The following is a 25383-nucleotide window of genomic DNA, read 5'->3' as shown; positions in this document are numbered from 1 at the left end:
CGCCGGCGGGCCATCAGGCCAGGTTCAGCGGCACCACGAAGGGCAGACCAAAAATCGAAGCGGGAAAACCCGGACCGTCCTGGTCAGCCCTGCAAGCAAGCTCGCAGGGCACAGACAGGGCCGCGCTGACGGTGGCGATAAAAATGCACGCAGCCCTCCTTGCTGGACGTTCGAATTGGAGATTGGGTACACCGGGGGAGGTGCGGAGGCAAGTGGTCCGCTTCGAGCGGCGCCGGTGGAGCGCTTGCCTTCTCCCCCAAAGGGAGAACGCAAAAAGCGCTACTGTCCTGGCCGTCCCGTCTTGCTCGGCCGCCGTTTCTGACGACGCTCGTCTGCCGGATCCTCGTAGGAGCCGATGCCTGAGCGTTGTCGAACGATGGGCTTGTCGTCGCGCGCTTCGGTTCTGGCGGCATTCGCCTCCGGCGAGACCGGCTGCGGCTTCGCCGGCTTCTTGCCCTCGACCGGTTTTTCCGTGCGCCGCACCGTCATCTCGTCGAGCGAGTTCTTGCGGAACAACGGCTTGGCCCGGTCGCCGGGAATGCCGAAATCGGAACCGTGCGCTTCCTGCGCGCTCTGCTTCTTGAACAGCGAACGCGACACCGCGCCGGCCGGAGTCGCCATATCCGTGCCGGGCCCCATGTCGTCGATTGACGGCTTGGCGAAGAGCGGTTTCTTCACCGGCACGGCGCCGTCGGCGCCCATCTCGTCGAGATGCGGCTTGCGGAAGAGGTTGGGCCGGGCAGCCTTTGCCGCCTCTTCGGCGGCGCGTGCCTCATCAAGCTTGCGGAAACGCTCCTGTTCCTCGACCGTACGATGTCTGGCCACCCCCTTGTTGTGCTTGCCCTTTTCGCGGCCTGAGGCAGGACTTTGGCTTTCCACCTCGCGCGCCAGCGGGTCGTCGGAGATGGCAAGCTCCATCTCGCGCAGCCGTTTGATCTCGTCGCGGATGCGGGCGGCCTTTTCGAAGTCGAGATTGGCGGCGGCGTCGCGCATCTGCTTGTCCAGCGCCTCGAGATGCGTCTTCAAATTGTTGCCGATCATAGCGCCGGCATCGTCGGTGAACTGCGAGATGTCGGCGCGGACGTGGTCCTTCTCGTAAACCGAGTCGAGGATATCGGCGATGCGCGACTTGACCGATTCCGGCGTGATGCCGTTGGCGGCGTTCCACTCCATCTGCTTCTCGCGGCGGCGGTTGGTCTCCGCCATCGCCCGTTCCATCGAGCCGGTGATCTGGTCGGCATAGAGAATGACCTTGCCGTCGACGTTGCGGGCGGCACGGCCGATGGTCTGGATCAGCGAGGTCTCCGAGCGCAAAAAACCTTCCTTGTCGGCATCGAGGATGGCTACGAAGCCGCATTCGGGAATGTCGAGGCCCTCGCGCAGCAGGTTGATGCCGACCAGCACGTCGAAGGCGCCGAGACGCAGGTCGCGCAGGATCTCGATGCGCTCCAGCGTGTCGATATCGGAATGCATGTAGCGGACCCGGATGCCGTTCTCGTGCAGGTACTCCGTCAGGTCCTCGGCCATGCGCTTGGTCAGCACCGTCACCAGCGTGCGATAGCCGGCCCGGGTCGTGTCGCGGATCTCGCCGACGACGTCGTCGACCTGGCTCTTGGCCGGACGCACCTCGACCGGCGGATCGATCAGGCCGGTCGGGCGGATGACCTGCTCGGCGAAGACACCGCCGGACTGCTCAAGTTCCCAGGCGCCGGGCGTCGCGGAAACCGCGACAGACAGCGGGCGCATGGCGTCCCATTCCTCGAAGCGCAGCGGCCGGTTGTCCATGCAGGAGGGCAGGCGGAAACCATATTCGGCCAGCGTCGCCTTGCGGCGGAAGTCGCCGCGATACATGCCGCCGATCTGCGGTACGGTGACGTGGCTTTCGTCGATGAAGATCAGAGCGTTGTCGGGCACATATTCGAACAAGGTCGGCGGCGGATCGCCCGGCCGGCGGCCGGTGAGGTAACGCGAATAGTTCTCGATGCCGGCGCAGGAGCCGGTCGCCTCCAGCATCTCCAGATCGAAGCGCGTGCGCTGTTCCAGCCGCTGCGCTTCCAGCAAACGGCCAGCCTTTTCAAGCTCTTGCAGGCGATGCTGCAGCTCTTCCTTGATCGACTTGATGGCTTGGTTCAAGGTCGGGCGCGGCGTCACATAGTGCGAGTTGGCGTAGATCTTAACGCTCTTCAACTCGCCGGTCTTCTGGCCGGTGAGCGGATCGAACTCGGTGATCTGTTCGATCTCGTCGCCGAACATCGAGATGCGCCAGGCGCGGTCCTCAAGGTGGGCGGGGAAGATCTCGATGGTGTCGCCGCGCACGCGAAACGAGCCGCGCACGAAGTTGATGTCCTGGCGCTTGTATTGCTGGGCGACGAGATCGGCGAGAAGCGAGCGCTGGTCGAGCCGGTCGCCGACCTGCATCTGGAAGGTCATCGCCGTATAGGTCTCGACCGAGCCGATACCGTAGATGCAGGACACCGAAGCGACGATGATGACGTCATCGCGCTCCAGCAGCGAGCGCGTCGCCGAATGGCGCATGCGGTCGATCTGCTCGTTGATCGAGGATTCCTTCTCGATATAGGTGTCGGTGCGCGGGACGTAGGCCTCCGGCTGGTAATAGTCGTAGTAGGAGACGAAATACTCGACCGCGTTCTCTGGGAAGAATTTCTTGAACTCGGCATAGAGCTGCGCGGCCAGCGTCTTGTTGGGCGCGAGGATCAGGGCGGGGCGCTGCGTCTCCTCGATCACCTTGGCCATGGTGAAGGTCTTGCCCGAGCCGGTGACGCCGAGCAGCACCTGGGTGCGGTCGTTCCGCTCGACGCCTTCGACGAGGTCCTTAATGGCGGTCGGCTGGTCGCCGGCCGGCTCGAAATCCGACACCATCTTGATGGCAATGCCGCCTTCGGACTTTTCCGGCCGGGCCGGACGGTGCGGCGTCCAGAGCTGGCCGTCCTTGTGCAGTGGATTGCCGGATTCGATCAGCGCCGACAGCGCCGCCACGGTCGCGGTGACGCCGCTGGAGGAAACCGACTCGGCATCTTCGAGGCTGATGTCGAGGCCGGCTACCGGGTTGAGTCCAGCAGCCGCGCGCTCCTTGGCCGAGGCGGCGCCGCCCATCGAGGTGCCGCGCGCGGTGCGTCCGGGCGCCGACGAGCGTTCGGGGATCTTCTTCGGGGCTTTCGCCTTCGGCTGCTTTTCCGCCTCGCGCTCGATCTGCCCGGCCCAATCGGAGATCGAGCCGGTCAGCGGCGCGCCGGAAAACTCGGCCTGCGGCGCTTCCGCGAAGCCGCCGGGCTCCAGCGGTTCGGCGGCATCGAGGAATTCGGTCAGCGGACTGCGCCGCTTCGGCGCGCCGTCTTGCGAAGGCGTCTTCTTGTCAGGATGTCTGGCCATGGTCCGAATATGGGTGGACTCGGCCGAAATGGAAAGAGCCGAGTGAAAGGGCTCCGGCCGCGCGTGGACGCTGCTGACAGAAGGCTGTCAGGAGAGGCGTCATGATCCGATAGGCCCGGGATCGTCCGCCTCCGCCATAGCAACAGCGGCAAGCGCCTTGGCGACGGCGCTGGCGCGGCGGGCCTTCGGTCCGTCCACCGGCCAGACCAGGCGGCGCTTGATGGTCAATGCCGGAACCTCGCGGGCGATCTCGACGAGTTGGCCGGAGCCGAAATGCTCCCTCAGCACCAGTTCGCTGGCAAGCAGCGCGCCCATGCCGGAAAGCGCGGCCTGGGCGGCCAGCACGGTCAAAGGAAACCGTGGTCCATGGTCGATGTGCTTGCGCTGGCGGCCGGCGGCGGTGAACCAGCTTGCCCATGTGGGGTAGACGTCGTCGCCCATCGTCTGGTCGATGTGGAGGAGGGGCAGGCGGTCGAGCACTTCGGCGCTGTCCTGATCGGTGCGGTTGTGGATCAGCGCCGGAGCGCACGCCGGGATCACCCTTTCGGTGAAGAGGTCGGCCGATGCGAGATCCCTGGCCGTGCTGTTGCGGTAGCTGATGGCGAGGTCGATGCCTTCCTCCAGCATCGAATCCAACGTGATCGACACGACGATGCGCACGTCCAGTCTGCCGAGAGCCGCTCGAACTTTGTCAAGCCGTGGCGCTAGCCAAAGCGACGAAAAGGAAGGATCGGCCGCGATGGTGAACGTATCGGCACGGCGCTCGAAACGCAGCCGCCGCAAGCCGGAGGCCAGCGCGTCGAAGCCGCGGTCGATGTCGGGCAGCGCCGCCTCGGCAATGCGCGTGAGTGCAATGCCGTTGCCCTCGCGCCTGACCAGCTTGACGCCAAGCCGATCCTCCAACTGCCGCAACTGATGGCCGACGGCGCCGGGCGTGACGCCGAGCTCGTCGGCGGCGCGGGTGAGACTGCCGGTTCGCGCAGCGGCGGCCAGCGCACGCAATGCCGACAGAGGGAGCTCGCGAAGAAGCGTCATGGATTGAGCTTAGCTCAAAACTTGCAAAAACAAACTCGTTTGCAGAAAAAGCCGGCTGCGGCCTAGCGTTGTTGAAGGTAACTCAATCCAGGAAGGCCCTCGCAATGCTCGATATGCAAACGCATTCTGTCCCCACCGGTCGGGCTCTTGAGGCTTCGCGCTCGTTGCGGTCGATGCGCAATGAAGGGCCGCGCATCGCCGTGGAATTCGATGACGGCAGCGCCGGCCGGCTGTCGATGCGCTGGCTGCGGCTTGCCTGCGAATGCGAGATATGCGGCGACACCGCTTCCGGGAAGCGCTGGCTGACACCGGCCGATGTTCCGGCCGACATCCGCGCGGCGTCGATCGAAATCTCGACGAGCGGGACGATGGACGTGGTCTGGCAGGACGGCCACGTCTCGCGCTTCGCGGCGGGCTTTTTGGCGGCCCATGCCCGACGCGGCGGCGATTTCGGCGCGCCACGCTTTCAGCCGGAACTGTGGAATAGCGATCTCGGCGCGCGGCTTGGGCGCTTCGCCTTCGACGCCGTGGTGGAGGACGACGCGGCGCTTTTCCAGTCGCTGCGCGCCTTGCGCGACCATGGCATCGCCATGCTGACCGGCGTCCCGGCCGAGCCTGAGGCGACGCTGCGCGTCGCCGGCCGCTACGGGCCCGTGCGGGAGACCAGTTACGGCAAGGTTTTCGATCTCATCTCACGGCCGGACGCCCGGGTGGCCGGGGAAACGGCGCGCGCGCAAATTCCGCACACCGACGAGCCGTTCCGCTATTCGCCGCCGGGCTTCATCTTCTTCCATGCCATCAGGACCGGCGCCGGCAGCGGCGGCACCTCGTTGATGGTCGATGGTTTCCAAGTCGCCGAGCGGATGCGCAGGAACAGACCGGAGCTCTTCGACCTGCTGACCCGTCATGGCGTGACATTCCATCGCGAGCATGCCGGCGAAGTGTTCTTCAGCGCCGAGGCGCATGTCATCAGCCTCGACGCGAGCGGCGCCGTCACCGGCCTGCGCTATAACGACCGCTGCCTGGCGCCGCAGACTGGCTCGATCGACGAGATCGACGGGCTGATTGAAGCGCTTGCCGAGCTGACGCGGCTGATCTGCGATCCGGCGAACCAGTTCCAGCACCAGCTGCAGCCCGGCGAGGTGCTGGTCTTCGACAATCAGCGGGTCCTGCACGGGCGCACCGAATTTGATCCGACACTGGCCATCCGCCATCTCAGAAGCTGCAACCTCGACCGCGACGGTGTCCACAGCGCCTTCCGCACCCTGGCGCGGCGCTTCGCGCCGGAGGAGGCCGAAGCGGTGCTTTATCAAGGGGCGATCCTTTAGTTCAGGATGACGTTTCGTTGAATCGCCATCCTGATCTAACTCTTTATCGGAGCATGATTTTTTTCCGAAAACCGGTTCCTACTTTTCGGGATCATGCTTCAGCGGTTACCTCGGTTCGGCGGCCTCAATTGAACCACAGCGCAAACGTCAAAAAGCCGGCGCCGCCGAACTCGCGCTGGATCTGGTCGAAATCGTCGCTGGTGAGGATTTTTCCGCTTTCGAGATAGGGCGCGATGCCGGGGCCGGTGATCGAAAGGACCAGGTCAAAAGGTTTCGGCTCGTCGAAGAAGCGCTTCATGTTGATGCCCTTGCCGGCGATGCGGAAATGCGGCAGCAGCGCGTGGCCTTCGAGAAGATCCTCGGCCACCGTCAGCGTGGCGAGCCAGGCCTGCACCTGTTCCTCGCCGACCTCGAGGCCGGTGAGTGGATTGACGCCCTTCTGCTGCGGTCCCGGCAGCCATTCACGGTCATTGTCGGTCTCGGCCAGGATCGACTTCCAGTCCTCGCGCGACAGGCGGATCATCTCCAGCAGGTGGCGTCGCGCGGCCTGCCGGCGTTCCGGCTCGATCACCGGCCAGTTGACGAGATGCACCAGGGAGATGAAGTCGGCGAAGCGCCATTCCGAGGCGAACATGTTGCCGCTCATGCCGCCGTCCAGCGGCACGAGCGTATCCTGCAATGGCAGTTTCGCGCGCGGGAACAGCATGTGGAACGAGCCGTCGAAGGCATTGCGGAAATCATGCGCCAGCCAGAAATCGGCCTGCGCCATCAGGAATTCGGCGTAGCCCTGCAGCCAGAAGCCGTCGGCGCGGTCGAAGCGGAAGGTGAGCGAAGGCGCGGCATCGCTTGTGTCGACGCTGCCGCGTGAGAGCGACGCGATGACGGCGGCGATGCTTTCGTCGGGCGCGAGCTTGCCATCTTCGTTGAGGTCGATGCCGACATGGGTGAGATCGACCACCATGCCGATATCGGCATCTTTTGGCACGGAGCCAAGCGTGACGGCGGATTTCTCCAGCCGGTCACGGAAGGCGACCAGGATGGGGCGGAATTCTTCGTAGGTCAGCGGCTGCGGGTTGGGATTGTCGGGCACGGGCAACCGCATCAGAGGCAGCATGAAGGATTTCGGGCTCTCGAAACCGTGGCGATGCAGGCCGCCGGCGAGTAGCTCAAGCGCGGTGAAGAATTCGCCGGCCCCGGCCGCATAGGCCGAGGCCGGGTCCCTAGCCGCCGCCGCCTCCAACGTCGACAGCGCCGTGTTCCGGTCGGCCACGCTCTTCGCCTCGAACATGGACTTGGCCGCGTCCGGCATCTCCGCCCAGGCAACGGACGCCGGCAGGAATGCAAACAAGGCTGCTGCAAGGATCACTCTACGCATCGTCATCGCCCTCCACTGCTCGCGAGCATACACGCATTTCGGTCAGTCGAAGATGCCCGCCGCGGGTTACCCGCTTCAACCGGCCCATCAGACAGTCTACACAGGGCGAAACTGGATGGGCCCGTGTCGAACTATCCGCTTGCCTATAAACTGTCGTGGCTGCCGCGCCTGCTCAGACCATCGCTTGCCGGCGACAGAAGCGGCTTCGGGGCGCCCACGGCGACGTTGCTCGATCCGCAGCCCACACGGAAGGTGCGGCTGGCCTTCGTCGGCGACATCTCGGCCGTCGCCAATCGCGGTGCGCCGGAATGCGATCCGGCAATCACGACGCTGCTTTCGTCCGCCGACCTCGTGATCGGCAATTGCGAAAGCCCGATCGTCGAACGCGCACGCGCGGTCATGGGCACGCGGCTCGGCACGCATCATGCGATGAGCGAGCGTTTCCTGGCCGATGCGCTCGCAGCCGCCGGCATCGCGCGCGACAGGCTCGTTCTGTCCCTGGCCAACAACCATATGCTCGATCAGGGCATCGCCGGTTTCGAGGAAACGCTCGCGGCGTTGAAGCGGCTCGGGATCCGGACCATCGGCACGGTTGCCGGGGGGCCCGCCCAGCGTCATGCGGCCGGATCGCTGATGGTCGGCTTTGCGGCCTTCACGCTGTGGCGCAACACGGACGCCGCGCCGTTCGAAGAACGCATCTCGATGCGTGCCGCCGAATGGCCGAGCGACGCCGTTTCCGGCATCGATCTCACCTGCGCCGTGCCGCATTGGGACTGGGAGTTCCGGCATTTTCCACGACTTGCAACCCGGGCGCTGGCGAGGCGGCTGGCGGATCACGGTGTCCGGCTGATCGCCGGGCATCACGCTCATGTCTTGCAGCCCATCGAGCGCATCGGCGACACCGTGATCGCCTATGGGCTTGGCGATTTCCTCGGCACCGCCTTTGCCAGACTGCCATGGCCGGCACGCATCGGCTCGGTATTCGTTGTCGATGTCAGCGCCGATCCGGCCACGCGCGGCGCCATCGCCGCCTACAAGATGCATTTCTTCATACGGCTGCGGGCAGGCAGCCATGAGTGGCTGCTGCCGATCGAAGTTCTGGATGGAGTGCTCAAACGGCGGGTCGCGGCCCGACTGGTGGCGATTTTTCCCATGTCGGAGCGCAAGATCGGCGCGCGAAATGAAGTGGCCGGATAGGGTTCAGCAGTCGAAGCCGTATGCAGAACGCATATACTCGGCCTCTTCCTTCGACATCTTCTTGAGCATCACGCATACGGTGAAGCTGCCGACCTGGCGGCCGTTCCTGGTGTAGCCCCAGTCGGAGATGTCGTCCCTGGTGAATTCGATGTTCTGTCCGAGGACGACGTTGCGGACGATTTCCGGTTCGTTCGCCAATATGCCGACGAAGCCGTTGGCGGTCCGCTTGAAGGGAATGACCCAGAAGTGCTCCGACGCATTTCCGTCGACGACATCACCTTCAGCTTGAACTTGTCGGTCCCCGGCGGCGGAGCGTCGGACAGGTTCAGGAATTCATCCAGGCTGGATCGCGCCTTCTCGATCGCCGCCGCCATCTCGGCGTCGTCGGAGGCGATCATCATGGCCTTGTCGTCGCCTTCCGCCCTGGCATGCAAGGGAGCGAGCGCCAGCAGCAGGCATAACGCGATACGAACGGCAATTGTCATGACACCCCCGGTGAAGGCCAACATCCTGGTGCGTTATCTTCGGGCAATGTGGCGGCTTAATCAATCCGATCTGCGGTTGCGAAGCGGCCTTACGCCATTGTCATCGGGCAATGATAAGAGAGCGGCTTCGCCGTCACTTTCTGCTCGGCCTGACCTGAATCTCAACGCGCCCTGGACGGGCTTACAGCCCGGTCAAACCGGCCAGCCAGCTTGCCGAGCGCTTCGCCGCGTCCACCGTTGCGCCTGCAGCGCGGCTGAGATCGGTCTTGACCACGGCATAGCCGGCCTTGGTGCGGTAAAGCACCGCGCGGCCGCCATCGACCGACCTGTCGAAGGCGACCGGCTTTGCCGATTCCATTTCGCTGGCGGTCACCGTTGCGCCGACCGGAGCGCTCGGGCGATGATCGAGCTCGGGCGGCAGCGGGGCGATGGTTTCGACGGCGCGGTTCCTGGGCTTCAAATCCGGCCTGGAGGCTTTCGCGGCAAGCTCGGAGGAAGAGGCCGAGCCCTTGACGCGGCAGATGCCCGAAACCAGCGGATAGTCGAAATTGCGCTGGTGCAGCATCTGGCTCTTCATCGCCGCTTCGCAGTCGGCGATTGTCGCCCATTTGGCCGGCGTTTCACCGATATATTCGCACAGCTTGGTGTCACAGTCGCAGCCGACAATGGTCATGGCGACAAGGGCGGTCTTGATCACGGTCTTGTCCCTTCGAAATTGCCCCTCTCCACCCGGTTGCATCAATCCATGCCGAACAAGGCGGGATTTGGCCGCCATTGTGAAATGTGGATGACGGGACGTTTCCAAAGGTTGCTCAGCCGGCGACTGTGACCGAAATGCCTCAGTCCTCGGTGTAGACATGTTCCAATTTGGCACCGGGTTTGGCGAGCGCCGGCAGGACCAAGTGCAGCTTGTGCACGGCGCCGGACAGCGCGGCGCGGCACATGTCGGGTAGTGGCGGATTCGTAGGCCTAACAGGAGGCGACGCCGTCCTCAAAAAGACAGTCGGCGCTGGGATTTCTCCCAGCGCCTCCCTGTCAGATCAGGAACCAGTCAAGGCAGCAACTTCCGTAAAGTCGTCGCGCCAGGCCAGCCTTGATTTTGACGGTCCTGCCAGTCGCCACCCGAGGGCGGCGCCCGTTCCAGACCACGCCGATCTCCACCCTGGCGGGCTTCGCCCGGCGTGCCATCGAAGGTTTTTACCGGCCTTCATGGCAGCATCGGCCCGCCGTCGGCGTTGGCACGCTTTCCGCGGCACCCGTAGGTCTCGGCATCCGTCCCTTCAACAGGCAAGCCTGCTCTCGTTCTGGGCCGTACGGGCCTCAGGAAATCCGCCTTGCGCTTTTGCCTTTCGGCTGGGCGTTCGGTAGCCGCCTGAGATGGGTTGAATGTACGCCGGGTAACGGGTTTGGGGAATGCCGGCGCGCCTGTGGATTGCGGGATTATCGGGGACCAGTGGCAGAAGCCCCGGAATCCGCTGGCCGAACCGCTTAGACAGCCTGCCCCGCTTTTCTGTGACCGCTCGACCTTGGAGCCTTGCTCCGTCGCCCGGTCCGCGTTTCAATGTCGGCAAAAGAGTTTGGGCCGGCAAAAGACTTTGGATGCCCGCACAGGGGCCGCCGCGCATTTTGCGCGACTTGCCTCGGGGGAGGTCGACTTGAAAGTCGGAGTGGTTCTCAATCCGATAGCCGGGGGCGGCAGGCTCAAGCGACATTGGGCGGAGGCGGCGGCGGCGCTCAAGATGAATTTCGGTGATTTCGACCTGCGCGAGACGCAAGCCCGCGGCGATGCCGAGCGGCTGGCGATCGACCTCGCCATCGGCGGGTGCGACCTGGTGATCGCGGCAGGCGGCGACGGCACCGCCAGCGAGGTGGCCGACGGTCTGCTGCAGGCACAGGATGAGACCGGCCGGGAGGCTGCGCTTGGGCTTCTGCCCTGTGGTGCCGGCATCGACTTCGCGCGCGGGCTTGGCCTGCCGTGCGGCATCAATGCCGCGCTGAAGCGAATCGCTGATTCCAAAGCGCGGACAATCGATGCCGGCCGCATCTGCTACATCGACGACCACGGCGCGCTGGCCAGCCGCCACTTCATCAACATCGCCAGCCTCGGCCTGTCCGGCGCGACGGATCGCGCAGTCAATGCCGACAAGCGCAAGGGCAGGGTCTCGGCCAAGGCACTGTTCTTCTGGCGCACGGTAGTAGAGTTCCTCCGCTACCGCTTCCAGGATGTCCGGATCACCATCGACGACGGCGAGCCGGTCGAGGCGCGCATGGCGCTGGTGGCGGTCGCCAATGGCAAATTCTTCGGCGGCGGCATGATGATCGCACCGGACGCCGAGCTCGCCGACGGCCAGTTCGACATCGTCATCCTGCGCGCCGCCGGTAAGCTTGGCTTGATCCGCGACCTCCGCCTGCTCTATGGCGGCCGGCATCGTAACCATCCGGCAATAACCATCCTGCGTGGCCGCAAGGTGCTGGTCGAGCCGCTCGGCGATGCCGAGAACAACGGCGCGTTGGTCGACATAGACGGCGAGTCGCCGGGCCGGATTCCGGCGACGTTCGAGATTCGGCCCGGCGCGCTGACGCTGAGAGGTTGAATCAACTGGCTGAGAGGCTGATTCAGCCGGTGCGGCCAGGCGATTGAAATAGTTCCCTATTTTGCCAGGTTACAGTTCGAGCTTCGCCGGGAAGCCTGGCGCACGAAGCTCCGTCCCGACCGCGTCTTCCAAAAGCCTGACGATCTGTGTCGACCAGGCGCCACCGCCATAGGCGCGCTTGCCCTCTTCGAAAATGGCGTTGACGCGAGACGCCAGATCGAGCGGCGCGCCGAAATCCCTGCCCATGGCGAGCGCGAAGCCGAGGTCCTTCAGCGCCAGGTCCATGGTGAAGCCGATGTCGTAGGAGCCATTGAGCACCAGCTGGCTTTCGGTTTCGTGGACGAAGCTGTTGCCGGAAGAGGCGACGATGGCGTGGTAGGCTTGCGCAAGGTCGAGGCCGCCCTGCTTCGCCAGCATCAACGCTTCGCCGGCGGCGACGAGATGGATGAAGGCGAGCATATTGGTGATGACCTTGATCACCGCCGCCGAGCCGATCGGCCCCATCAGGAAGGATTTCGCGCACATCGCCTCGATGGCCGAGCGATGGCGTTCGTAGAGCGCCGCATCGCCGCCGACGAGCGCCGTGATCCTGCCCGCCGCCGCCAGATGCACGCCGCCGGTGACCGGGCATTCGAGCGTCTCGATGCCTTGTGTCGATGCCAGCGCGGCGAGCCGTAAAATCTCGTCACGGCCATTGGTCGACATCTCGATCCAGGTGCCGCCCGCGGGCAGGCCCTGGAGCAATCCGTCGGGGCCGGCGAGCACTGTTTCGCTGACCTTCGGCGAGGGCAGGCAGGTGATCGCGTTGCCGGCGCGGGCAGCGGCTTCCGCCGGACTCGCCGCCGCCGTGGCGCCGAGCGCGACAAGGCGCTCGACCGCCCCCGGGTCGCGGTCGAAGACGGTGACGGCAAAGCCGTTGCGCAGCAGGCTGGCGGCAAGGTTGCCGCCGAGATGGCCAAGGCCGACGAAGGCATAAGCGAGGGTCACGGCATCAGCGGCGTCTGCATCATCTGCAGATGCAGCTCCTTGCCGCTATAGGGATGGGCCTCGCAGACCGCCTCGTTGAGCTCGACGCCGAGGCCGGGCTCCTTCGAGGGGATGACGTTGCCGTCCTGCCATTCGATCTTCTTCTTGAGCAGCGTGGCGTGGAAACCGTCCCACTGCTTGAGCGATTCCAGGATGAGGAAGTTGGGCAGCGTCACCGCGAGCTGGATGTTGGCGGCGCCGACGATCGGGCCGCAGTAGCAGTGCGGCGCGACCTGGATGTGGTAGGCCTCGGCCATGGCGGCGATCTTCTTGGTCTCCAGGATGCCGCCGGAGCGGCCGAGATCCGGCTGCAGGATGGTCGCGGCGCGGTTCTCGATAACGCGGGCGAACTCGAACTTCGTCGTCAGCCGCTCGCCGGTTGCTATCGGGATGGAGGTGCTGCGGGCGACCTGCGCCATCACCTCGGGCATATCAGGCGGCACCGGCTCCTCGAACCACAGCGGATCGTAGGGCTCGATGGCGCGGGCGAGGCGCAGCGCGCCCGAGGCGGTGAACTGGCCATGCGTGCCAAACAGGATATCCGCCCTGTTATCCACTGCTTCGCGGATTGCCTTGACCATGCGCGCCGACAGGTCGATGTCGATCAAGCGCGGCTGATGGCCGTCATAGGCGGTGTAGGGGCCGGCCGGATCGAGCTTCACGGCGTTGAAACCCTGCTCGACATATTCGAGCGCGCAGGCCGCAGCCATGTCGGGGTCGTTGTAGACGTTCTTGCCGCGCGCATCTTCCGAATGGACGCTGCCGGTGTGCGGATAGAGGTAGGTGTAGGAGCGCAGGGTCTCGTGCACCTGGCCGCCGAGCAGTTTGTAGACCGGCTTGCCGGCCTCCTTGCCGACGATGTCCCAGCAGGCCATTTCGAGCGCCGAGAAGCAGCCCATGCCGGAGACGTCGGGGCGCTGGGTGAAGCCGGAAGAATAGGCGCGGCGGAAGAAATTCTCGATGTCGTGCGGATCGCGGCCGACGAGATAGCGCTCGGCCATGTCCTCGATCATCCTGGCGGTGACATGCGCGGAGAAGGTGGCGTTGTAGGCCTCGCCATAGCCGACCACGCCGCCATCGGTGGTGAGCTTGACGAAGATGAAATACTTGCCGCCGATACCGGGCGGCGGGTTGCCGACAACCCAGGTCTTCACGTCGGTGATTTTCATTTGTGATCCTCCAGAACCAGGTCGGCGCCTTTCCATCCGGTCAGAATCGAGGCGGCGTTGGTGTTGCCGGTGATGTTGTCGGGGAAAATCGAAGCATCGATGACGCGCAGGCCCTGCAGCCCATGCACCCGAAGCCGCGGGTCGACGACGGCGCGCGCCGCATCAGGCCCCATGCGGCAGGTCGAGACCGGGTGATAAACTGTACCGGAGCGTTTCCTGAAATCCTGGATCAGGTCGGCGTCCGATTGGATCGACGGGCCGGGCAGAACCTCTTCCTCGATGATCTCGGCCATGGCCGGCATCGAGGCGATCTTGCGCACGAACTTCACCGCCGCCAGCATCTCGTCGACATCGGCATTGGTCGAATAGGCGTTGGGCGTGATGCTCGGATAGTCGCGCGGATCCTTCGAGCGGATCATGATCTCGCCGCGGCTCGAGGGCCGGCAATTGGACAGGCCGATCGAGAAGCCCGGCCAGGGGTCGGGCGTCAGGATCGGACGCTCGCCGCTCTTCGGGATGACGGTCGAGAAAGCCTGGAAATAGAGCTGCATGTTCGGCCGCGTCATCGACGGGTCGGTGCGGAAGAAGCCGCCGGCATTGTTCATCGACAGCGACAGCGGACCGGAGCGCAAGAGGATGTATTGCATGCCGACGAGCAGCTTGCCCCACCACGGGCGCAGGATCTGGTTGAGCGTCGGCAGCTTGCCCTTGAAGGTGTAGTTGATGCCGACATGGTCCTGCAGATTGGCGCCGACATTTTCATTGGCGTGCACGACTGGGATACCGAGGTCGGCCAGCAATGCCGCAGGGCCGACGCCGGACAGCTGCAGCAGTTGCGGTGAGTTGATCGAGCCGCCCGACAGGATCACCTCGCGGCCCGCGCGAGCCGTCTTCTTCTGCCCGTTCTGCTCGTATTCGATGCCGACGGCGCGCTTGCCCTCGAACAGGATTTTCGTCGCCAGGGCGTTGGTTTCGACACGGACATTGCCGCGTTTCATCGCCGGCCGCAGGAAGGCGCGGGCGGCCGACATGCGGCGTCCGTTCTTCGTCGTGATCTGATAGACGCCGACGCCTTCCTGGGAGGCGCCGTTGAAGTCCGGATTGAGCGGCAGCCCGGCCTGCTGAGCGGCGGCAAGATAGCGCTTGGTCAGCGGATGCACCGCGTTCGTGCAGTCGGTGATGTGCAAGGGGCCGCCGACGCCGCGCCACTGGTCGGCGCCCGCCGCATTATCTTCCAGCGCCTTGAAGGATGGCAGGAGGTCGTCATAGGCCCAGCCGGGATTGCCTGCGGCGGCCCAGGCATCGAAATCCTCGCGCGCGCCCCTGATATAGACCATGGCGTTGATCGAGCTCGAGCCGCCGAGCAGCTTGCCGCGCGGCCAGTGGTCGCTGTTGCCGGCCAGGCCGGGGTCGGACTCCGCCTTGTAGTTCCAGTTGACGGCCGGGTCGAAGAAGGTCTTGCCGTAGCCGAGCGGCATCTGAACATAGAAGCGCCGGTCGGTTCCGCCGGCCTCCAGCACCAGCACCGAGAAGCGGCCCGAGGCCGACAGCCTGTCGGCAACGACTGAGCCGGCCGAGCCGGAGCCGACGATGATGAAGTCGTAAGTCTGCATGATGGAAAAGCGGGCTCCGCGATGTTGCGCTTACCCTAGACATTGCCGGCTTGCGGCGTCGCCGTGGCTTCCGGCATGGCTTGTGAAAAAAGCGACCGGCGCAGTGGCGCACATTTCGCTTTTACCAGAGCTTGCGACATGGCGGTCGCATTGATACGCAACAGCAGCTGCCCTTTAAGGATTTCGCCATGGTGCATTACGCGGACGGAAAACCCCTTGGCGATCTGACCTTGCGCACGCTCGCTATGCCGTCCGACGCCAATGCGGCCGGCGACATCTTCGGCGGCTGGGTGATGGCGCAGATGGACCTTGCCTGCGGCATCCGCGCCGCCGAGCGCGCCAAGGGCCGCGTGGTCACCGCCGCGGTCAAGGAGATGTCCTTCGCCAAGCCGATGAAGATCGGCGACACGTTGTGCATCTACACCCATGTCGAGCGCGTCGGCCGCACCTCGATGGTGCTCAAGGTCGAAGCCTGGGCGCAGCGCTATCTTTCCGATCTGATGGAGAAGGTCACCCATGCCGATTTCGTCATGGTGGCGCTCGACGGCGAAGGCAAGCCGAAGCCGGTTCCGGCCGAGAGCTGACGCGCCGGCGGGATTACTGATTCTCCCCAGACTTGCCGCTTTGTAACAACGCCTGCGCGGGAGATTCCCTTCGCGACATCCAATGGTTGCCTTCACGCCCCACCTTGTGGGCGCGGGGGAAAGACAATGCGTCAACATATGCTGAACGGCTGGCTCGTGGCAGCCCTTGTTGCTCTGGTCTGCCTGCTTGGCGTAACGGCCTACATGGAAGTCAGCAAAGGTCTTCCACACGTCGCCTGCATGCGGGACCGGACGGCGGCCGGCAAGATGGCCGCGCAATTCAAGAGCTGCTCGACGGCGTGCTGCGACAGCACTGCCCCAAGCGTCTGATCGGTGGCGGCTAAAGACGGGTCTCCTTGGCGAAGCGGCTGCCCGGCGACGCCGCCGGCGGAACCGCGAAGGCTCCGATCAAAATCGAAAGCGCGATGCAACCGGCGCTGAGGCCCATGGTTTCATCGGCAGGTTAAAAACCCTTGCATTGCAATGGCTTCAGGCCTGTAGGCCGTCGAATTTCGCGCGTGCTTCGCGGACCCGATTGGTGTTCTTGCGGGCCCATTCGCCGAGCGCGCCGACCGGCACGAGGAGCTCGTGACCGAGTTGGGTGAGCTCGTAATCGACACGTGGCGGAATGGTCGGAAACACTTTGCGCGTGACGAAGCCGTCGCGCTCCAAACCGCGCAAGGTGGTGGTCAGCATCTTCTGCGAAATTCCGCCGACAGCGGCGCGCAATTCGTTGAAGCGCATTGGTCCGCCGCCGAGCTTGCCGACGACGAGCACCGTCCATTTGTCGCCGACCCGTTGCAGGATTTCCGAAACGGCCCGGCAGTCCTCGGTGTTGTGCGGGTGCCTCAGTAACAAAGAAGTGCCTCCTTGCGCGTCGATTTGTCAGTATCACATATAGCGCCGGTATCCAAACGATACCAGAAATTCCCGCAAGGAGAGCCCCTTATGTCCAAGCCCAAAATCGCCATTGTCGTCGGTTCGACGCGCGCCGCCCGCTTCGCCGACGTGCCGACGCAGTGGATCGCCAAGATCGCCAAGTCGCACGCCGATATCGATGTCGAGATCGTCGATCTGCGCGACTGGCCGCTGCCTTTCTTCGACGAGGTCGCTTCGTCCGCCTGGGCGCCGTCGCAGAACGAAGTGGCGCAGCGCTGGCAGAAGAAGGTCGCCGAGTTCGACGGCTTCATCTTCACCGCCGCTGAATACAATCACGCCCCGACCGCTGTGCTGAAGAACGCCATCGACTACGCCGCCAACGAGTGGAACAAGAAGCCGGCCGGCTTCGTCGGCTATGGCAGCGTCGGCGGCTCGCGCGCGATCGAGCAGCTCCGCCTGATCGCCGTCGAGCTGCAGATGGCGCCGGTCAAGTCGGCGGTGCACATCGCCTGGGGCGATTTCCTTGCAGTTCGCCAGGGCGAGAAGAAGCTCGAGGATCTCGAGCACCTGAACCAGTCGGCCGCCGCCCTGGTCAACGACGTCGCCTGGTGGGCAAGGGTGCTGAAAGCGGCTCGCGCCGCCGACGCAATCGCCGGCGAAGCCCAGGCCGCTTAAAGCGCCTGCGTAGAATCATCCTCCCGGAGGGCGGCGCTTGCGTGCCGCCCTTTTTATTTTTTGGCAACCCGAGCTACCTGTCTTGCCTGGAGTCCAGTTTTGATCCCTTTAGGCCGTCGCACCTGCGTTCGGGTTTGGCCGGTCACTTGACCGCTCGGGACGACGCGTTAGATGCAGGCTCCAATCCGCTGAAGACGAAGACAGCACAGTCGTGGAGGAGGGGAATGCCTTGGCTTGGCAGATGGCGTAATCAATACGGGTCCGTCCTCGACATCACCGGCGAGGAGTGCGGCCGGATTGAAGGCACGTTTCGCACGGCGCTCGAAGACAGCAGCTTCTATGGACAGACCGTGCCGATATCCGGCATCGCGCATGGCGACGTGATTGGGGTAACGGCCGCCGGCGAGGGTACGGCCGGCCCCGCCGCGGTGAGCTACACCGGCATATTGCGAGACGGCAAGCTGGAGACGATGTGGCTGACGGTGGCAGGCAGCACCATCACCGGCAAGGAGGGCGAAACCGCTTCCCGCGAGCGGGTGGGGACCTGGCGTGCCTTCGGCATCAGCCTCGACACCTTCGTCCGGGAATAGCCAAGCTGGCGGGCACCGAGTGGATTTGCCGGGAAGCGGCGCAAGCCGTTGCTGCTCGGCGCCGCTCGGATTGCGATCGCTTTAGCCCGTTTAATATCCGAAAATGGAACTTCCGGAGGCGGCGAAGTCGCTAAGTGCTCGGGGGAAGCACGAAGCGCCGGTCATTGTAATAAGCGAGATATGCGGAATGTACGGGATCGGCGAGATGCCGGGATTTCATGTAGACCTGCGCTAGGATCGACGTCCCGCCTTCGAAAGGCTCAACCTCGACCGGCACGCGCAGATTGCCAGGCGCGCCGACGGATTCAAGCCTGTCGAGGCGTGAGAGGATGCGTTCATCCACCTCGTAAAGTTCGCCGGCGACCTGGAAGCCGGCACCCGGTTCGTTAAACATCATCGGAGCGAAGCGAGGCCCGGCAATCAGCATTGGAAAACGCTCATGCCTCCGACAGTTGCCAAGAAACGCGGCCCCGCTCAAACCCTGCTCGTGCAGGGGATAGCCCATCTTCAAAGTGCCGAACACGAAGACTTTCGAAGCCATGCAGGAGGAACGTCGGCAGAGGTTGGAAGTTCACAATCCATGCAGTTGTTCGGAACAGGCGAAGATGAACGAGACTCCGAATCTGAGAATCTTGCCGTCGGCTGACGATGCCGTCAAAGCCGAGGCGGCAGCGGCGCTCTATCGCTATAACGTTGCCGCCACAGGCGTGGATGATCGCCTGCCCATCGGGGCCGTGCTATACGATGGCTCGGGCAGGGCACTCGGTGGGCTTTGGGGACGAACCGAGCTCGGCCTACTGTTCCTCGACATGTTTTTCGTGCCGGCGCATCTGCGTGGCCGATCCTACGGCGCTCGGCTGCTTGCAACCGTCGAGGAAGCCGCAAGAAGACGCGGCTGCAGGGGCGCTGTCGTCGAAACGAGCAGCTTTCAGGCACCCGGATTCTACATCCGGCATGGTTATAACGAATTCGGCCGCATTCCTTTCGCAGTCGAGGGACAGGCGCGCATCTTTTTTCGCAAGCAGCTTGCCTGAGCAGTGCTGGCAGTTCCAGCCGCATCGAGGGAGGCGATCCTCAGCGCACCACAGGGCGGTGGCCGTCGGGCAGGCGGGTGGCGATCAGCTTGTCGATGCGGCGGCCGTCCAGGTCGACCACCTCGAAGCGCCAGCCTTGCGCGTCGACGCATTCGCCGGTCGTCGGCAGATGGTGGAGATGCGACAGCACATAGCCGGCGACGGTTTCGTAGTCGCGGTTTTCCGGTAGGTCGATGCCCAGCACCTCGGCCATCTCGTCGGCCTGCATATAGCCGGCGAGCAGCCAGGAGCCGTCCTCGCGCTTCACGGCATTCTCCTCCTCGCCGGCCTCGAGGTCGGAGCGGAACACGCCGGTGATGGCTTCGAGGATGTCGGCCGGGGTGACGATGCCTTCGAAATGGCCGTATTCGTCATGGACCAGCGCCATCGGGACGTCCGATTCCCTGAGTTTCTGCAGGACGTCGAGCGCGTCGGCCTGGTCATGCACGATGGGGGCGGCGCGCACATGCTGGCGCGGGTCCAATACCCTGCCGGCCAGAAGGGCCGCCAACACGTCGCGCGTCTGGATGACGCCGACCATGGCGTCGACATTGCCGTCGCCGACGGGCAGGCGCGAGTGCTGGGTGTCCATCAGAAGCTTTTTGACGGCGGTGTCGTCCGACTGCAGGTTCAGCCAGTCGACCTCGGTGCGCGGCGTCATGACGGCGCGCACGGCGCGGTCGCCGAGGCGCATGACGCCGGCGATCATGCGGCGCTCGTCGGATTCGATGGTGCCGTGATGCTCGGCCTCGGCCACCAACATCTTGATCTCCTCGTCGGTGACCTTCTCTTCCGTCTCGCCGGCTTGCCCGAGCAGCCACAGCACGGCGCGGCCGGAGAGGTCGAGCAGGAAGACCAGCGGCGCCGAGAAGGTGGCGAGGATGGTCATTGCCGGCGCGGCCCTGACCGCGACGCGTTCCGGGTCCTTGAGCGCGATCTGCTTTGGCACCAATTCGCCGACGATCAGCGAGGCATAGGTGATCAAGGCGACGACGATGCCGACGCCGATGGGGTCGGCGATGTTTTCGCGGATGCCGGTCGAGGCCAGATATTGCGCCAGCCTTTCGCCGAGCGTGGCGCCCGAGAAGGCGCCGGAGAGAACGCCGACCAGGGTGATGCCGATCTGCACCGAGGACAGGAACTTGCCTGGGTTCGAGCCGAGCGCCAACGCACGGCCGGCGCCGTTGACGTTGCGGTCGATCATCGCCTTGAGTCGGGCGGGTCGCGACGAGACGATGGCAAGCTCCGACATCGACAAAAGGCCGTTCACCAAGATGAGGACGGCCACGACGGCGATTTCAAGATATAGCATGGGCGGTCAATAGCATTGCTGCAGTGCATTCGAAAATAGCCCGCCGTTATTTTTGGAACATGACAGGCGCGCCGTTCAAGCCGCATCCCAGATCGGCGCCGAGAAATGCCGACAAGTGCATCGATGACGATGCGTGCGTGACGGGCGTGCCGTCATTGCACCTTCAACACGCCGATCACGGCCATGCCGTCGGTAAAATAGGGATCGCCGCCGCCGTTGCGTCCCGTCTTGGTGGCGCCGATTCCCGGTATCTCGCTGGTGGATGCAAGCAGGCCGGCGGCCTTCAGGTCGCCGATCAGGAAGTCGCGCTCCGCGTCGATGTCGGGGCCGATGTGGTGGGTGACGGCGCCCGTGTCGTGGCTGAGGCCGACGCCACGATCGAAGCTGGCGGCGCCCAGCCAGAGCGGACGGCCGTCGTCGCCGACCGTGTCCGTCTGCCAGAAGCGGACGTGGTGGCGCCGGTCGGCGCTGTCGCCGACCGGCTTTTCGAAGGCAAGATCTTGAGAGCGGCCCTCGAACAAAAGGCGGCTCATCGGCGCATCGGGGTAGGGGCGGGAAAATAAGACGCTTTCACCGATGTCGATCGCAGTCCTGAGCGTCACGGCATCGGCCGTGTCCCAGCCCGCGACCGCGAAGGCGTGGACAACTTCCTTCTCGGTGCCGACAAGGCCGACATTGATCGGATCGCCGGGAATGCCCTGCGGCGTATGCGTCACCATCTCGAAGGGCCGGGTACGAAAACCGCGCTCCCGCCAGGTCCAGAATTCCGGCGCGGCGACGTAGGCGAGCGCCAGATAGAAGGCGCAAACCGCCGCCAGCCAGATCGCCGCGCGCCGCCTCAGGCTTCGCTCACCCACAGCCAACCGCTCCCAAATCCACGCACGACCATTTTATGCGGTGTTGGCCGTTTTGGGCAGAGCAGCCTCAGCGGCAGGCGCGGTAACCGCTTTTGCGGTTCTTGATGTCGAAATGGAAATGGTTGCGGTGGTCGTAATTGTAGCCTGGGCCGAGCACCGTGGTGAAATACTCGCAGCCGTCGGCGCGCACATTGTTGAGGAAGCCGCGCGTGCGGAAGGCGAACAGGCCGGGCTTGCGGACGTCGATGTCGTCGCCATTGTTGAGCTCGATGCTCATGACGTCGAGGGCATTGCCCTTGCCGTGCTCGGAGAGAACGCCTTCGCCGGCGATGTTACGGCAGGAATAGCTAGAACCTTGGTGGATCGCCCTCACGCCGGAGAAATAGCGCCAGCGGGCAGCCGGCTGCAGCTCGTTCTTCGTCCAGGCGGCAAAGGTGGCGGCCATGTTGCAAGTCAGCGTCGCCGCCGGCTTCATGGCGACGCTGCCGATCGCCGAGACCTTCACTGGATAGTCGATGCCGCACTGGCCTTCATGGATCGGCTGAATGTCCTGATAGACCACGCCCATCCGCTCCAACTCGTTGCGGCAGTCGATCTCGCTGGCCGGCATCTGCACGGTCGGCGACATCGGCTCATCCATGCGCGGATAGGCGGCCTGGGTCATGTAGGGATTGGACGGAACAAGGCGTTGCATCCCGGAATATTGCGGCGCGTCGGGCTGCGGCACGGCTGCCGTCTGGCTGCCGACATCGACTGCCGGCTGCAGCGCAAAGACGTCACCGGTCGTGCAGGCCGACATCGTCGCGATGGCAATGCCCGCGGCCAGCCCGACGAGCATGATGCGCGCACGCTTGGTCCGTCGCGCCGCCGCCAGCATGGCGCCAAGTCTTCGAGCCATCGAAAGGCGTCCTTGTCCCCAAGATCTGATCCCTGTTGGGATCATGATCCAAATGACACAAGGTTAGCCCTCAACAGTAAAGGAAAGATCAGCGCCGGCATTCATGCCTGGGGCGGAATTGCGGCGCTGAACTTGTTGGGACGTGACCGAAACTTTCGAAATCGTGCTTACTGGCAAAAGGTGCCGCCGTGGCGGCGCGGTTCCAGGTCGAAGTGGAAATGCAGCGCGTGGTCGGGGTCGGACCCTGGTCCGAGCACCGTCTTGAACGGCCCGCAGGCGGCCTTGCGCACCGCGTCGAGGAACTTCGCGTCTTGATCCGGCGGCGCCGGCCCGACCTCGATCTTCCTGCCGTCCGACAAGATGAAGCTCGCGATGTCGAGCGCATTGCCGAAGGCGTGTTCAGACAGTTTGCGGGTGCCGTTGCGTGGGCGGCAAACGAAGGCCGAGCCCTGGTTGACCGACTTCAAATCGGCGCCGAGTTCGGCCTTCGCCGTAGGCTGAACGACATCGGCCATGAAGCGCGCGGCGGCCTCGGCCATCTGACAGTTGAGCTCGGTGCCGGGACCGATGCCGATGGATTTGCCGAGCGTCTTCAAAATTACCGGATAGGGGATCGAGCAGCCGATTTCCGCATCGTGCTCGGCCTTGTGCTCCTCGAACTCGACGCCCAGCTCCTTCAGCCGCTCGCGGCATGCGGTTTCTTCCGCCGGCATCGTGTCGGCCGGCATGTCGGCCGAGCGCGGATCGGGAAGCATCTTTTCCTCGTCCGGTGGTTCGGGTTTTTCCGATGGCTGCGGCGCGGTTTCCGGCGGCTCCGGCTCGAACTCAGTGGGCTTCCGCGGCGGCGTCGGCACCACATCCGGCGTCAGCGGCTCGGATTCCGTCCGCGGCGCGGTTTGAGCGCTCTTCGAACGTGGCGGGCGGGCATCCCATTTCGGATGCGATTTCTCCTGGTTGAGGAGGTCGTCGCTGCTGTCGAGGCGGCTTTTGTCTTGCCCGGATTTCTCAGTGCCGTTCTCCATGTCCTGGGGGCGCGACCCTGGAACCGGGGTCGCCGGCGGCGTTTCCGATGCCGGAGCGGCGCTCTGGCTGGCCGGCGGCAGGTGTCTTTTGTTCCGATGGTGATGCTTGGCCACGGCCGGCGTAACCAGCAGCATCGCGGCCGCCACAGGCAGCGCCAGTCGGCAAATTCGGGAAAGGCTCAGCGTTGCCATCGCCCCGAAACGGCGGTCGCGTTGCGAAGTTGCCTGCGCGGGCAGCCTTGGCGATCACAATCGGTTACCGGCGCGTTACGCGCCGATGGCCTCAAGGCCTTCCTCCAGCCAGTCGGCAAGCATCGGCAGGCCAAGCAGGTATTTGGCCGTGCGCTTCCTGGGACGCTCCCTGGCGGCGGCCACGGCATCCACCCATTCGGATGCGTCATAGTCGCCGCGCCCGACCCAGGCGAGTGCGATCAGCTCGGCCGCTTCGTCGATGTTGAGATCGTTGATCAGCTCGCGGAATTCCTCCTCGGTGAGATCTTCCGAGGCTTCCTCGACAAGGCCGTCGTGATGGTGGCTGGCATGCGTGTCGCCGTCGAACTCGACCTCATGCTCGGCGCCGTCGTCATAGTCCTCGTTAACGGCGGCGCTCAGCGCCTTCGCCTTGAGAATGAACAGGCGCACCGTGTCCGGATCAATCGAAAGTTCCCACTCCTTCTCGAGGCGCTGCTGCACTGCCTTTCTCCACGTGAAGCGCTTGGTTCCGATGATAGCGGAATTAAAACGCGCGTCACGTCCGCTGGTAAATGCTTCTGTCCGCGTGCTCAAAATAGTTCCGCGTCCGCTTGCTTTTCGGGATGAAACCACGTCGGCGCGGCGTTAGTCTGCCATTGTCACGCTCAAGGAGGCTTCGATGCGCAGACGTTTGCTTGTTCAGGTCATGGCTGTAGCGGCGCTGCCGCTGTTCGTTGCGCCGGCCTATACTGCCGGTGAAGGCGGTGGCGGAAGCGGTCAAACCACTACGCAGTGCAAGAAGGGCGAGGTCTGGGATAAGAAGAAGAACAAATGCGTAAAGCCGCAATATGGCATGCTGGACGACGAGAGCATCTATGAGGCCGGCCACGATCTGGCGATGGCCGGCCGCTATGACGAGGCGATCTCGGTGCTGACGCTCGCCGCCAACAAGCAGGATCCGCGCATCCTCAACTATCTCGGCTATTCGCACCGCCATTCGGGCCGCGTCACGGTCGGCCTTGGCTATTATGAGGAAGCGCTGCGGATCGACCCGAACTACACGCTGGTGCGCGAATATCTCGGCGAAGCGCATCTGCAGATCGGCGATCTCGCCGGCGCGCAGCAGCAGCTCCAGGAAATCGAAAAGCGGACCGGCAAGGGCTCGCGCGAATACGGCATGCTGTCCGAGCAGATCGACCATTTCCTGAGGAGCTGAACAGGGCTTCGACGCTTCTCGAACCGGCTGCGGGCAATCGCGGCCGGTTTTTCGTTTGCCGGGAAGCCGGACCCGCGAAAGCGGTGATCATTTTGCCGAAATTTCATTTTTGGGCGTGAAAATCGCGCGAAGATTGCTATATTCGTGGAAATTGTGGTGAGACGGTTCCGTTAGCCCGAGGCTGCCGGACCGTTTTCTTTTTGTACCCGTTGACAAGGCCGCTCCCGAAAACGGGGGCGGCGGCAGGAAAGGTCAGGCACATGATCAAGGTCCCGATGACAGGCGAGGGGTTCGCGTCATTGAAGGAAGAACTTCGCTGGCGCCAGCAGGAGGAACGTCCTCGTATCATCGAGGCGATTTCCGAAGCGCGCTCGCATGGCGACCTGTCCGAAAATGCAGAATATCACGCGGCCAAGGAGTCGCAGAGTCACAATGAAGGCCGCATCAACGAACTCGAGGATCTGATCGCGCGGGCCGAAGTTATCGACGTTTCGAAGCTTTCCGGCGACAAGGTGAAATTCGGCGCAACTGTCGTGCTCGTCGACGAGGACACCGAAGAGAAGAAAACCTACCAGATCGTCGGCGATCAGGAAGCGGACGTGAAGTCCGGCCGTATCTCAATCTCTTCGCCGATCGCGCGTGCGCTGATCGGCAAGGAAGTCGGCGACGCTATCGAGGTCAATGCTCCGGGCGGCGCACGGGGGTACGAGATCGTCCAGGTGCAGTTTATCTGAGGACCTTTTGATAATTCTACTCTGGCGGCGGCCTAGTCTCTCATGTTCCCTGTCAAGATTGGAGGCAAGAAGGCTCGCCTGCTTGGCAGGTTTGCCATGCAGTCGGATCGGCTGAAGCTGCACAGGGCTGGGGGTGGAG

Annotated in this window: 26 protein-coding genes; 10 read left to right on the top strand and 16 right to left on the bottom strand. The window is 64.1% G+C overall.

What is annotated here, in order from left to right:
- Positions 1-279: 279 nt before the first annotated feature.
- Entirely contained in the window at positions 280-3390 is a 3111-nt protein-coding gene (uvrB, locus tag LB553_RS23580; protein WP_224516695.1) for an excinuclease ABC subunit UvrB, read from the bottom strand.
- A 99-nt stretch (positions 3391-3489) separates the two neighbouring features.
- Positions 3490-4425: a LysR substrate-binding domain-containing protein gene (locus LB553_RS23575; protein WP_224516694.1), complete on the bottom strand. Its 936-nt coding sequence runs from the start codon at positions 4423-4425 to the stop codon at positions 3490-3492.
- A 104-nt stretch (positions 4426-4529) separates the two neighbouring features.
- Between LB553_RS23575 and LB553_RS23570 the strand changes: the two genes are divergently transcribed.
- Complete coding sequence (locus LB553_RS23570; RefSeq protein WP_224516693.1) at positions 4530-5753, top strand: clavaminate synthase family protein; 1224 nt, start codon at positions 4530-4532, stop codon at positions 5751-5753.
- A gap of 124 nt (positions 5754-5877) precedes the next feature.
- On the opposite strand, the gene LB553_RS23565 is transcribed toward LB553_RS23570, so the two are convergent.
- A complete protein-coding gene (locus tag LB553_RS23565) occupies positions 5878-7128 on the bottom strand; it encodes a hypothetical protein (protein WP_224516692.1) in 1251 nt (416 codons plus the stop codon).
- A gap of 123 nt (positions 7129-7251) precedes the next feature.
- On the opposite strand from LB553_RS23565, the gene LB553_RS23560 reads away from it, so the two are divergent.
- A complete protein-coding gene (locus LB553_RS23560) occupies positions 7252-8325 on the top strand; it encodes a CapA family protein (RefSeq protein WP_224516691.1) in 1074 nt (357 codons plus the stop codon).
- Positions 8326-8328: 3 nt separating this feature from the next.
- Here LB553_RS23560 and LB553_RS30595 read toward each other — a convergent pair whose 3' ends face one another.
- Both LB553_RS30595 and LB553_RS23550 read right to left on the bottom strand, forming a co-directional pair.
- Positions 8329-8526: a DUF2314 domain-containing protein gene (locus LB553_RS30595; RefSeq protein WP_412033374.1), complete on the bottom strand. Its 198-nt coding sequence runs from the start codon at positions 8524-8526 to the stop codon at positions 8329-8331.
- A gap of 465 nt (positions 8527-8991) precedes the next feature.
- Positions 8992-9507 (bottom strand): hypothetical protein, encoded by a 516-nt coding sequence (locus tag LB553_RS23550; RefSeq protein ID WP_224516690.1) that lies wholly within the window; start codon positions 9505-9507, stop codon positions 8992-8994.
- A gap of 958 nt (positions 9508-10465) precedes the next feature.
- On the opposite strand from LB553_RS23550, the gene LB553_RS23545 reads away from it, so the two are divergent.
- Positions 10466-11404, top strand: coding sequence for a diacylglycerol/lipid kinase family protein (locus LB553_RS23545; RefSeq protein ID WP_224516689.1), 939 nt, complete (start codon positions 10466-10468; stop codon positions 11402-11404).
- Positions 11405-11473: 69 nt separating this feature from the next.
- Here LB553_RS23545 and LB553_RS23540 read toward each other — a convergent pair whose 3' ends face one another.
- The 4 genes from LB553_RS23540 to LB553_RS23525 are packed head-to-tail and all read right to left on the bottom strand — an operon-like array spanning position 11474 to position 15409.
- Complete coding sequence (locus LB553_RS23540; protein WP_224516688.1) at positions 11474-12391, bottom strand: NAD(P)-dependent oxidoreductase; 918 nt, start codon at positions 12389-12391, stop codon at positions 11474-11476.
- Positions 12388-13599 (bottom strand): mandelate racemase/muconate lactonizing enzyme family protein, encoded by a 1212-nt coding sequence (locus tag LB553_RS23535; protein WP_224516687.1) that lies wholly within the window; start codon positions 13597-13599, stop codon positions 12388-12390. Before LB553_RS23535 ends, LB553_RS23540 begins: the two co-directional genes overlap by 4 nt.
- Positions 13596-15212, bottom strand: a complete 1617-nt coding sequence (locus LB553_RS23530; RefSeq protein ID WP_224516686.1) for a GMC family oxidoreductase — start codon at positions 15210-15212, stop codon at positions 13596-13598. The genes LB553_RS23535 and LB553_RS23530 overlap by 4 nt, the downstream gene beginning before the upstream one ends.
- 35 nt (positions 15213-15247) lie before the next feature.
- Positions 15248-15409, bottom strand: coding sequence for a hypothetical protein (locus LB553_RS23525; protein ID WP_224516685.1), 162 nt, complete (start codon positions 15407-15409; stop codon positions 15248-15250).
- Here LB553_RS23525 and LB553_RS23520 point away from each other — a divergent pair.
- Entirely contained in the window at positions 15401-15796 is a 396-nt protein-coding gene (locus LB553_RS23520) for an acyl-CoA thioesterase (RefSeq protein ID WP_042646168.1), read from the top strand. The genes LB553_RS23525 and LB553_RS23520 overlap by 9 nt on opposite strands.
- Before the next feature lie 126 nt (positions 15797-15922).
- Positions 15923-16126, top strand: coding sequence for a hypothetical protein (locus LB553_RS23515; RefSeq protein ID WP_224516684.1), 204 nt, complete (start codon positions 15923-15925; stop codon positions 16124-16126).
- Positions 16127-16285: 159 nt separating this feature from the next.
- On the opposite strand, the gene LB553_RS23510 is transcribed toward LB553_RS23515, so the two are convergent.
- Positions 16286-16654, bottom strand: coding sequence for a winged helix-turn-helix transcriptional regulator (locus LB553_RS23510; RefSeq protein ID WP_140629822.1), 369 nt, complete (start codon positions 16652-16654; stop codon positions 16286-16288).
- 90 nt (positions 16655-16744) lie between these two features.
- Here LB553_RS23510 and LB553_RS23505 point away from each other — a divergent pair, with 90 nt between their 5' ends.
- Positions 16745-17350 carry an NADPH-dependent FMN reductase gene (locus tag LB553_RS23505; RefSeq protein WP_224516683.1) on the top strand — a complete coding sequence of 202 codons (606 nt, stop codon included), beginning with the start codon at positions 16745-16747 and terminating at the stop codon, positions 17348-17350.
- Positions 17351-17574: 224 nt separating this feature from the next.
- On the top strand, positions 17575-17940 hold the full coding sequence (locus LB553_RS23500; RefSeq protein ID WP_224516682.1) for an avidin/streptavidin family protein: 366 nt from the start codon (positions 17575-17577) through the stop codon (positions 17938-17940).
- A gap of 130 nt (positions 17941-18070) precedes the next feature.
- Here the strand turns inward: LB553_RS23500 and LB553_RS23495 are convergent, their stop codons facing one another.
- Positions 18071-18463, bottom strand: coding sequence for a gamma-glutamylcyclotransferase family protein (locus LB553_RS23495; RefSeq protein ID WP_318011520.1), 393 nt, complete (start codon positions 18461-18463; stop codon positions 18071-18073).
- A gap of 82 nt (positions 18464-18545) precedes the next feature.
- Between LB553_RS23495 and LB553_RS23490 the strand changes: the two genes are divergently transcribed.
- Positions 18546-18974, top strand: coding sequence for a GNAT family N-acetyltransferase (locus tag LB553_RS23490; RefSeq protein ID WP_224516680.1), 429 nt, complete (start codon positions 18546-18548; stop codon positions 18972-18974).
- Between the two features lie 40 nt (positions 18975-19014).
- Here LB553_RS23490 and LB553_RS23485 read toward each other — a convergent pair whose 3' ends face one another.
- From LB553_RS23485 to LB553_RS23465, 5 genes are all read right to left on the bottom strand, one after another.
- Positions 19015-20325, bottom strand: a complete 1311-nt coding sequence (locus tag LB553_RS23485; RefSeq protein WP_224516679.1) for a hemolysin family protein — start codon at positions 20323-20325, stop codon at positions 19015-19017.
- Positions 20326-20477: 152 nt separating this feature from the next.
- A complete protein-coding gene (locus LB553_RS23480) occupies positions 20478-21182 on the bottom strand; it encodes an LssY C-terminal domain-containing protein (protein ID WP_224516678.1) in 705 nt (234 codons plus the stop codon).
- A gap of 67 nt (positions 21183-21249) precedes the next feature.
- Positions 21250-22059, bottom strand: coding sequence for an extensin family protein (locus LB553_RS23475; protein ID WP_412033373.1), 810 nt, complete (start codon positions 22057-22059; stop codon positions 21250-21252).
- Between the two features lie 188 nt (positions 22060-22247).
- Positions 22248-23237: an extensin family protein gene (locus tag LB553_RS23470; protein ID WP_318011519.1), complete on the bottom strand. Its 990-nt coding sequence runs from the start codon at positions 23235-23237 to the stop codon at positions 22248-22250.
- Positions 23238-23369: 132 nt separating this feature from the next.
- Positions 23370-23795 carry a DUF3775 domain-containing protein gene (locus LB553_RS23465; protein WP_224516675.1) on the bottom strand — a complete coding sequence of 142 codons (426 nt, stop codon included), beginning with the start codon at positions 23793-23795 and terminating at the stop codon, positions 23370-23372.
- 178 nt (positions 23796-23973) lie between these two features.
- Here LB553_RS23465 and LB553_RS23460 point away from each other — a divergent pair, with 178 nt between their 5' ends.
- On the top strand, positions 23974-24510 hold the full coding sequence (locus tag LB553_RS23460; protein WP_224516674.1) for a tetratricopeptide repeat protein: 537 nt from the start codon (positions 23974-23976) through the stop codon (positions 24508-24510).
- Positions 24511-24770: 260 nt separating this feature from the next.
- Positions 24771-25244, top strand: a complete 474-nt coding sequence (gene greA / locus LB553_RS23455; protein ID WP_027168132.1) for a transcription elongation factor GreA — start codon at positions 24771-24773, stop codon at positions 25242-25244.
- Positions 25245-25383: the final 139 nt, after the last annotated feature.

Source organism: Mesorhizobium sp. CA8 (assembly GCF_020164955.1).
In the GTDB taxonomy this organism is placed as follows: Bacteria; Pseudomonadota; Alphaproteobacteria; order Rhizobiales; family Rhizobiaceae; genus Mesorhizobium.
The sequence above is the reverse complement of the archived record's forward strand: the minus strand, read 5'-3'. Positions and strand labels throughout refer to the sequence as shown.

Coding starts and splice junctions, on each gene's coding strand:
- LB553_RS23470 (WP_318011519.1), bottom strand. CDS start 23,237: ATGCTGCTGGTTACGCCGGCCGTGGCCAAGCATCACCATCGGAACAAA.
- greA (WP_027168132.1), top strand. CDS start 24,771: ATGATCAAGGTCCCGATGACAGGCGAGGGGTTCGCGTCATTGAAGGAA.
- LB553_RS23515 (WP_224516684.1), top strand. CDS start 15,923: ATGCGTCAACATATGCTGAACGGCTGGCTCGTGGCAGCCCTTGTTGCT.
- LB553_RS23535 (WP_224516687.1), bottom strand. CDS start 13,599: ATGAAAATCACCGACGTGAAGACCTGGGTTGTCGGCAACCCGCCGCCC.
- LB553_RS23570 (WP_224516693.1), top strand. CDS start 4,530: ATGCTCGATATGCAAACGCATTCTGTCCCCACCGGTCGGGCTCTTGAG.
- LB553_RS23500 (WP_224516682.1), top strand. CDS start 17,575: ATGCCTTGGCTTGGCAGATGGCGTAATCAATACGGGTCCGTCCTCGAC.
- LB553_RS23460 (WP_224516674.1), top strand. CDS start 23,974: ATGCGCAGACGTTTGCTTGTTCAGGTCATGGCTGTAGCGGCGCTGCCG.
- LB553_RS23575 (WP_224516694.1), bottom strand. CDS start 4,425: ATGACGCTTCTTCGCGAGCTCCCTCTGTCGGCATTGCGTGCGCTGGCC.
- LB553_RS23505 (WP_224516683.1), top strand. CDS start 16,745: ATGTCCAAGCCCAAAATCGCCATTGTCGTCGGTTCGACGCGCGCCGCC.
- LB553_RS23525 (WP_224516685.1), bottom strand. CDS start 15,409: ATGCACCATGGCGAAATCCTTAAAGGGCAGCTGCTGTTGCGTATCAAT.
- LB553_RS23520 (WP_042646168.1), top strand. CDS start 15,401: ATGGTGCATTACGCGGACGGAAAACCCCTTGGCGATCTGACCTTGCGC.
- LB553_RS23565 (WP_224516692.1), bottom strand. CDS start 7,128: ATGCGTAGAGTGATCCTTGCAGCAGCCTTGTTTGCATTCCTGCCGGCG.
- LB553_RS23530 (WP_224516686.1), bottom strand. CDS start 15,212: ATGCAGACTTACGACTTCATCATCGTCGGCTCCGGCTCGGCCGGCTCA.
- LB553_RS23490 (WP_224516680.1), top strand. CDS start 18,546: ATGAACGAGACTCCGAATCTGAGAATCTTGCCGTCGGCTGACGATGCC.
- LB553_RS23475 (WP_412033373.1), bottom strand. CDS start 22,059: ATGCTGGCGGCGGCGCGACGGACCAAGCGTGCGCGCATCATGCTCGTC.
- uvrB (WP_224516695.1), bottom strand. CDS start 3,390: ATGGCCAGACATCCTGACAAGAAGACGCCTTCGCAAGACGGCGCGCCG.
- LB553_RS23485 (WP_224516679.1), bottom strand. CDS start 20,325: ATGCTATATCTTGAAATCGCCGTCGTGGCCGTCCTCATCTTGGTGAAC.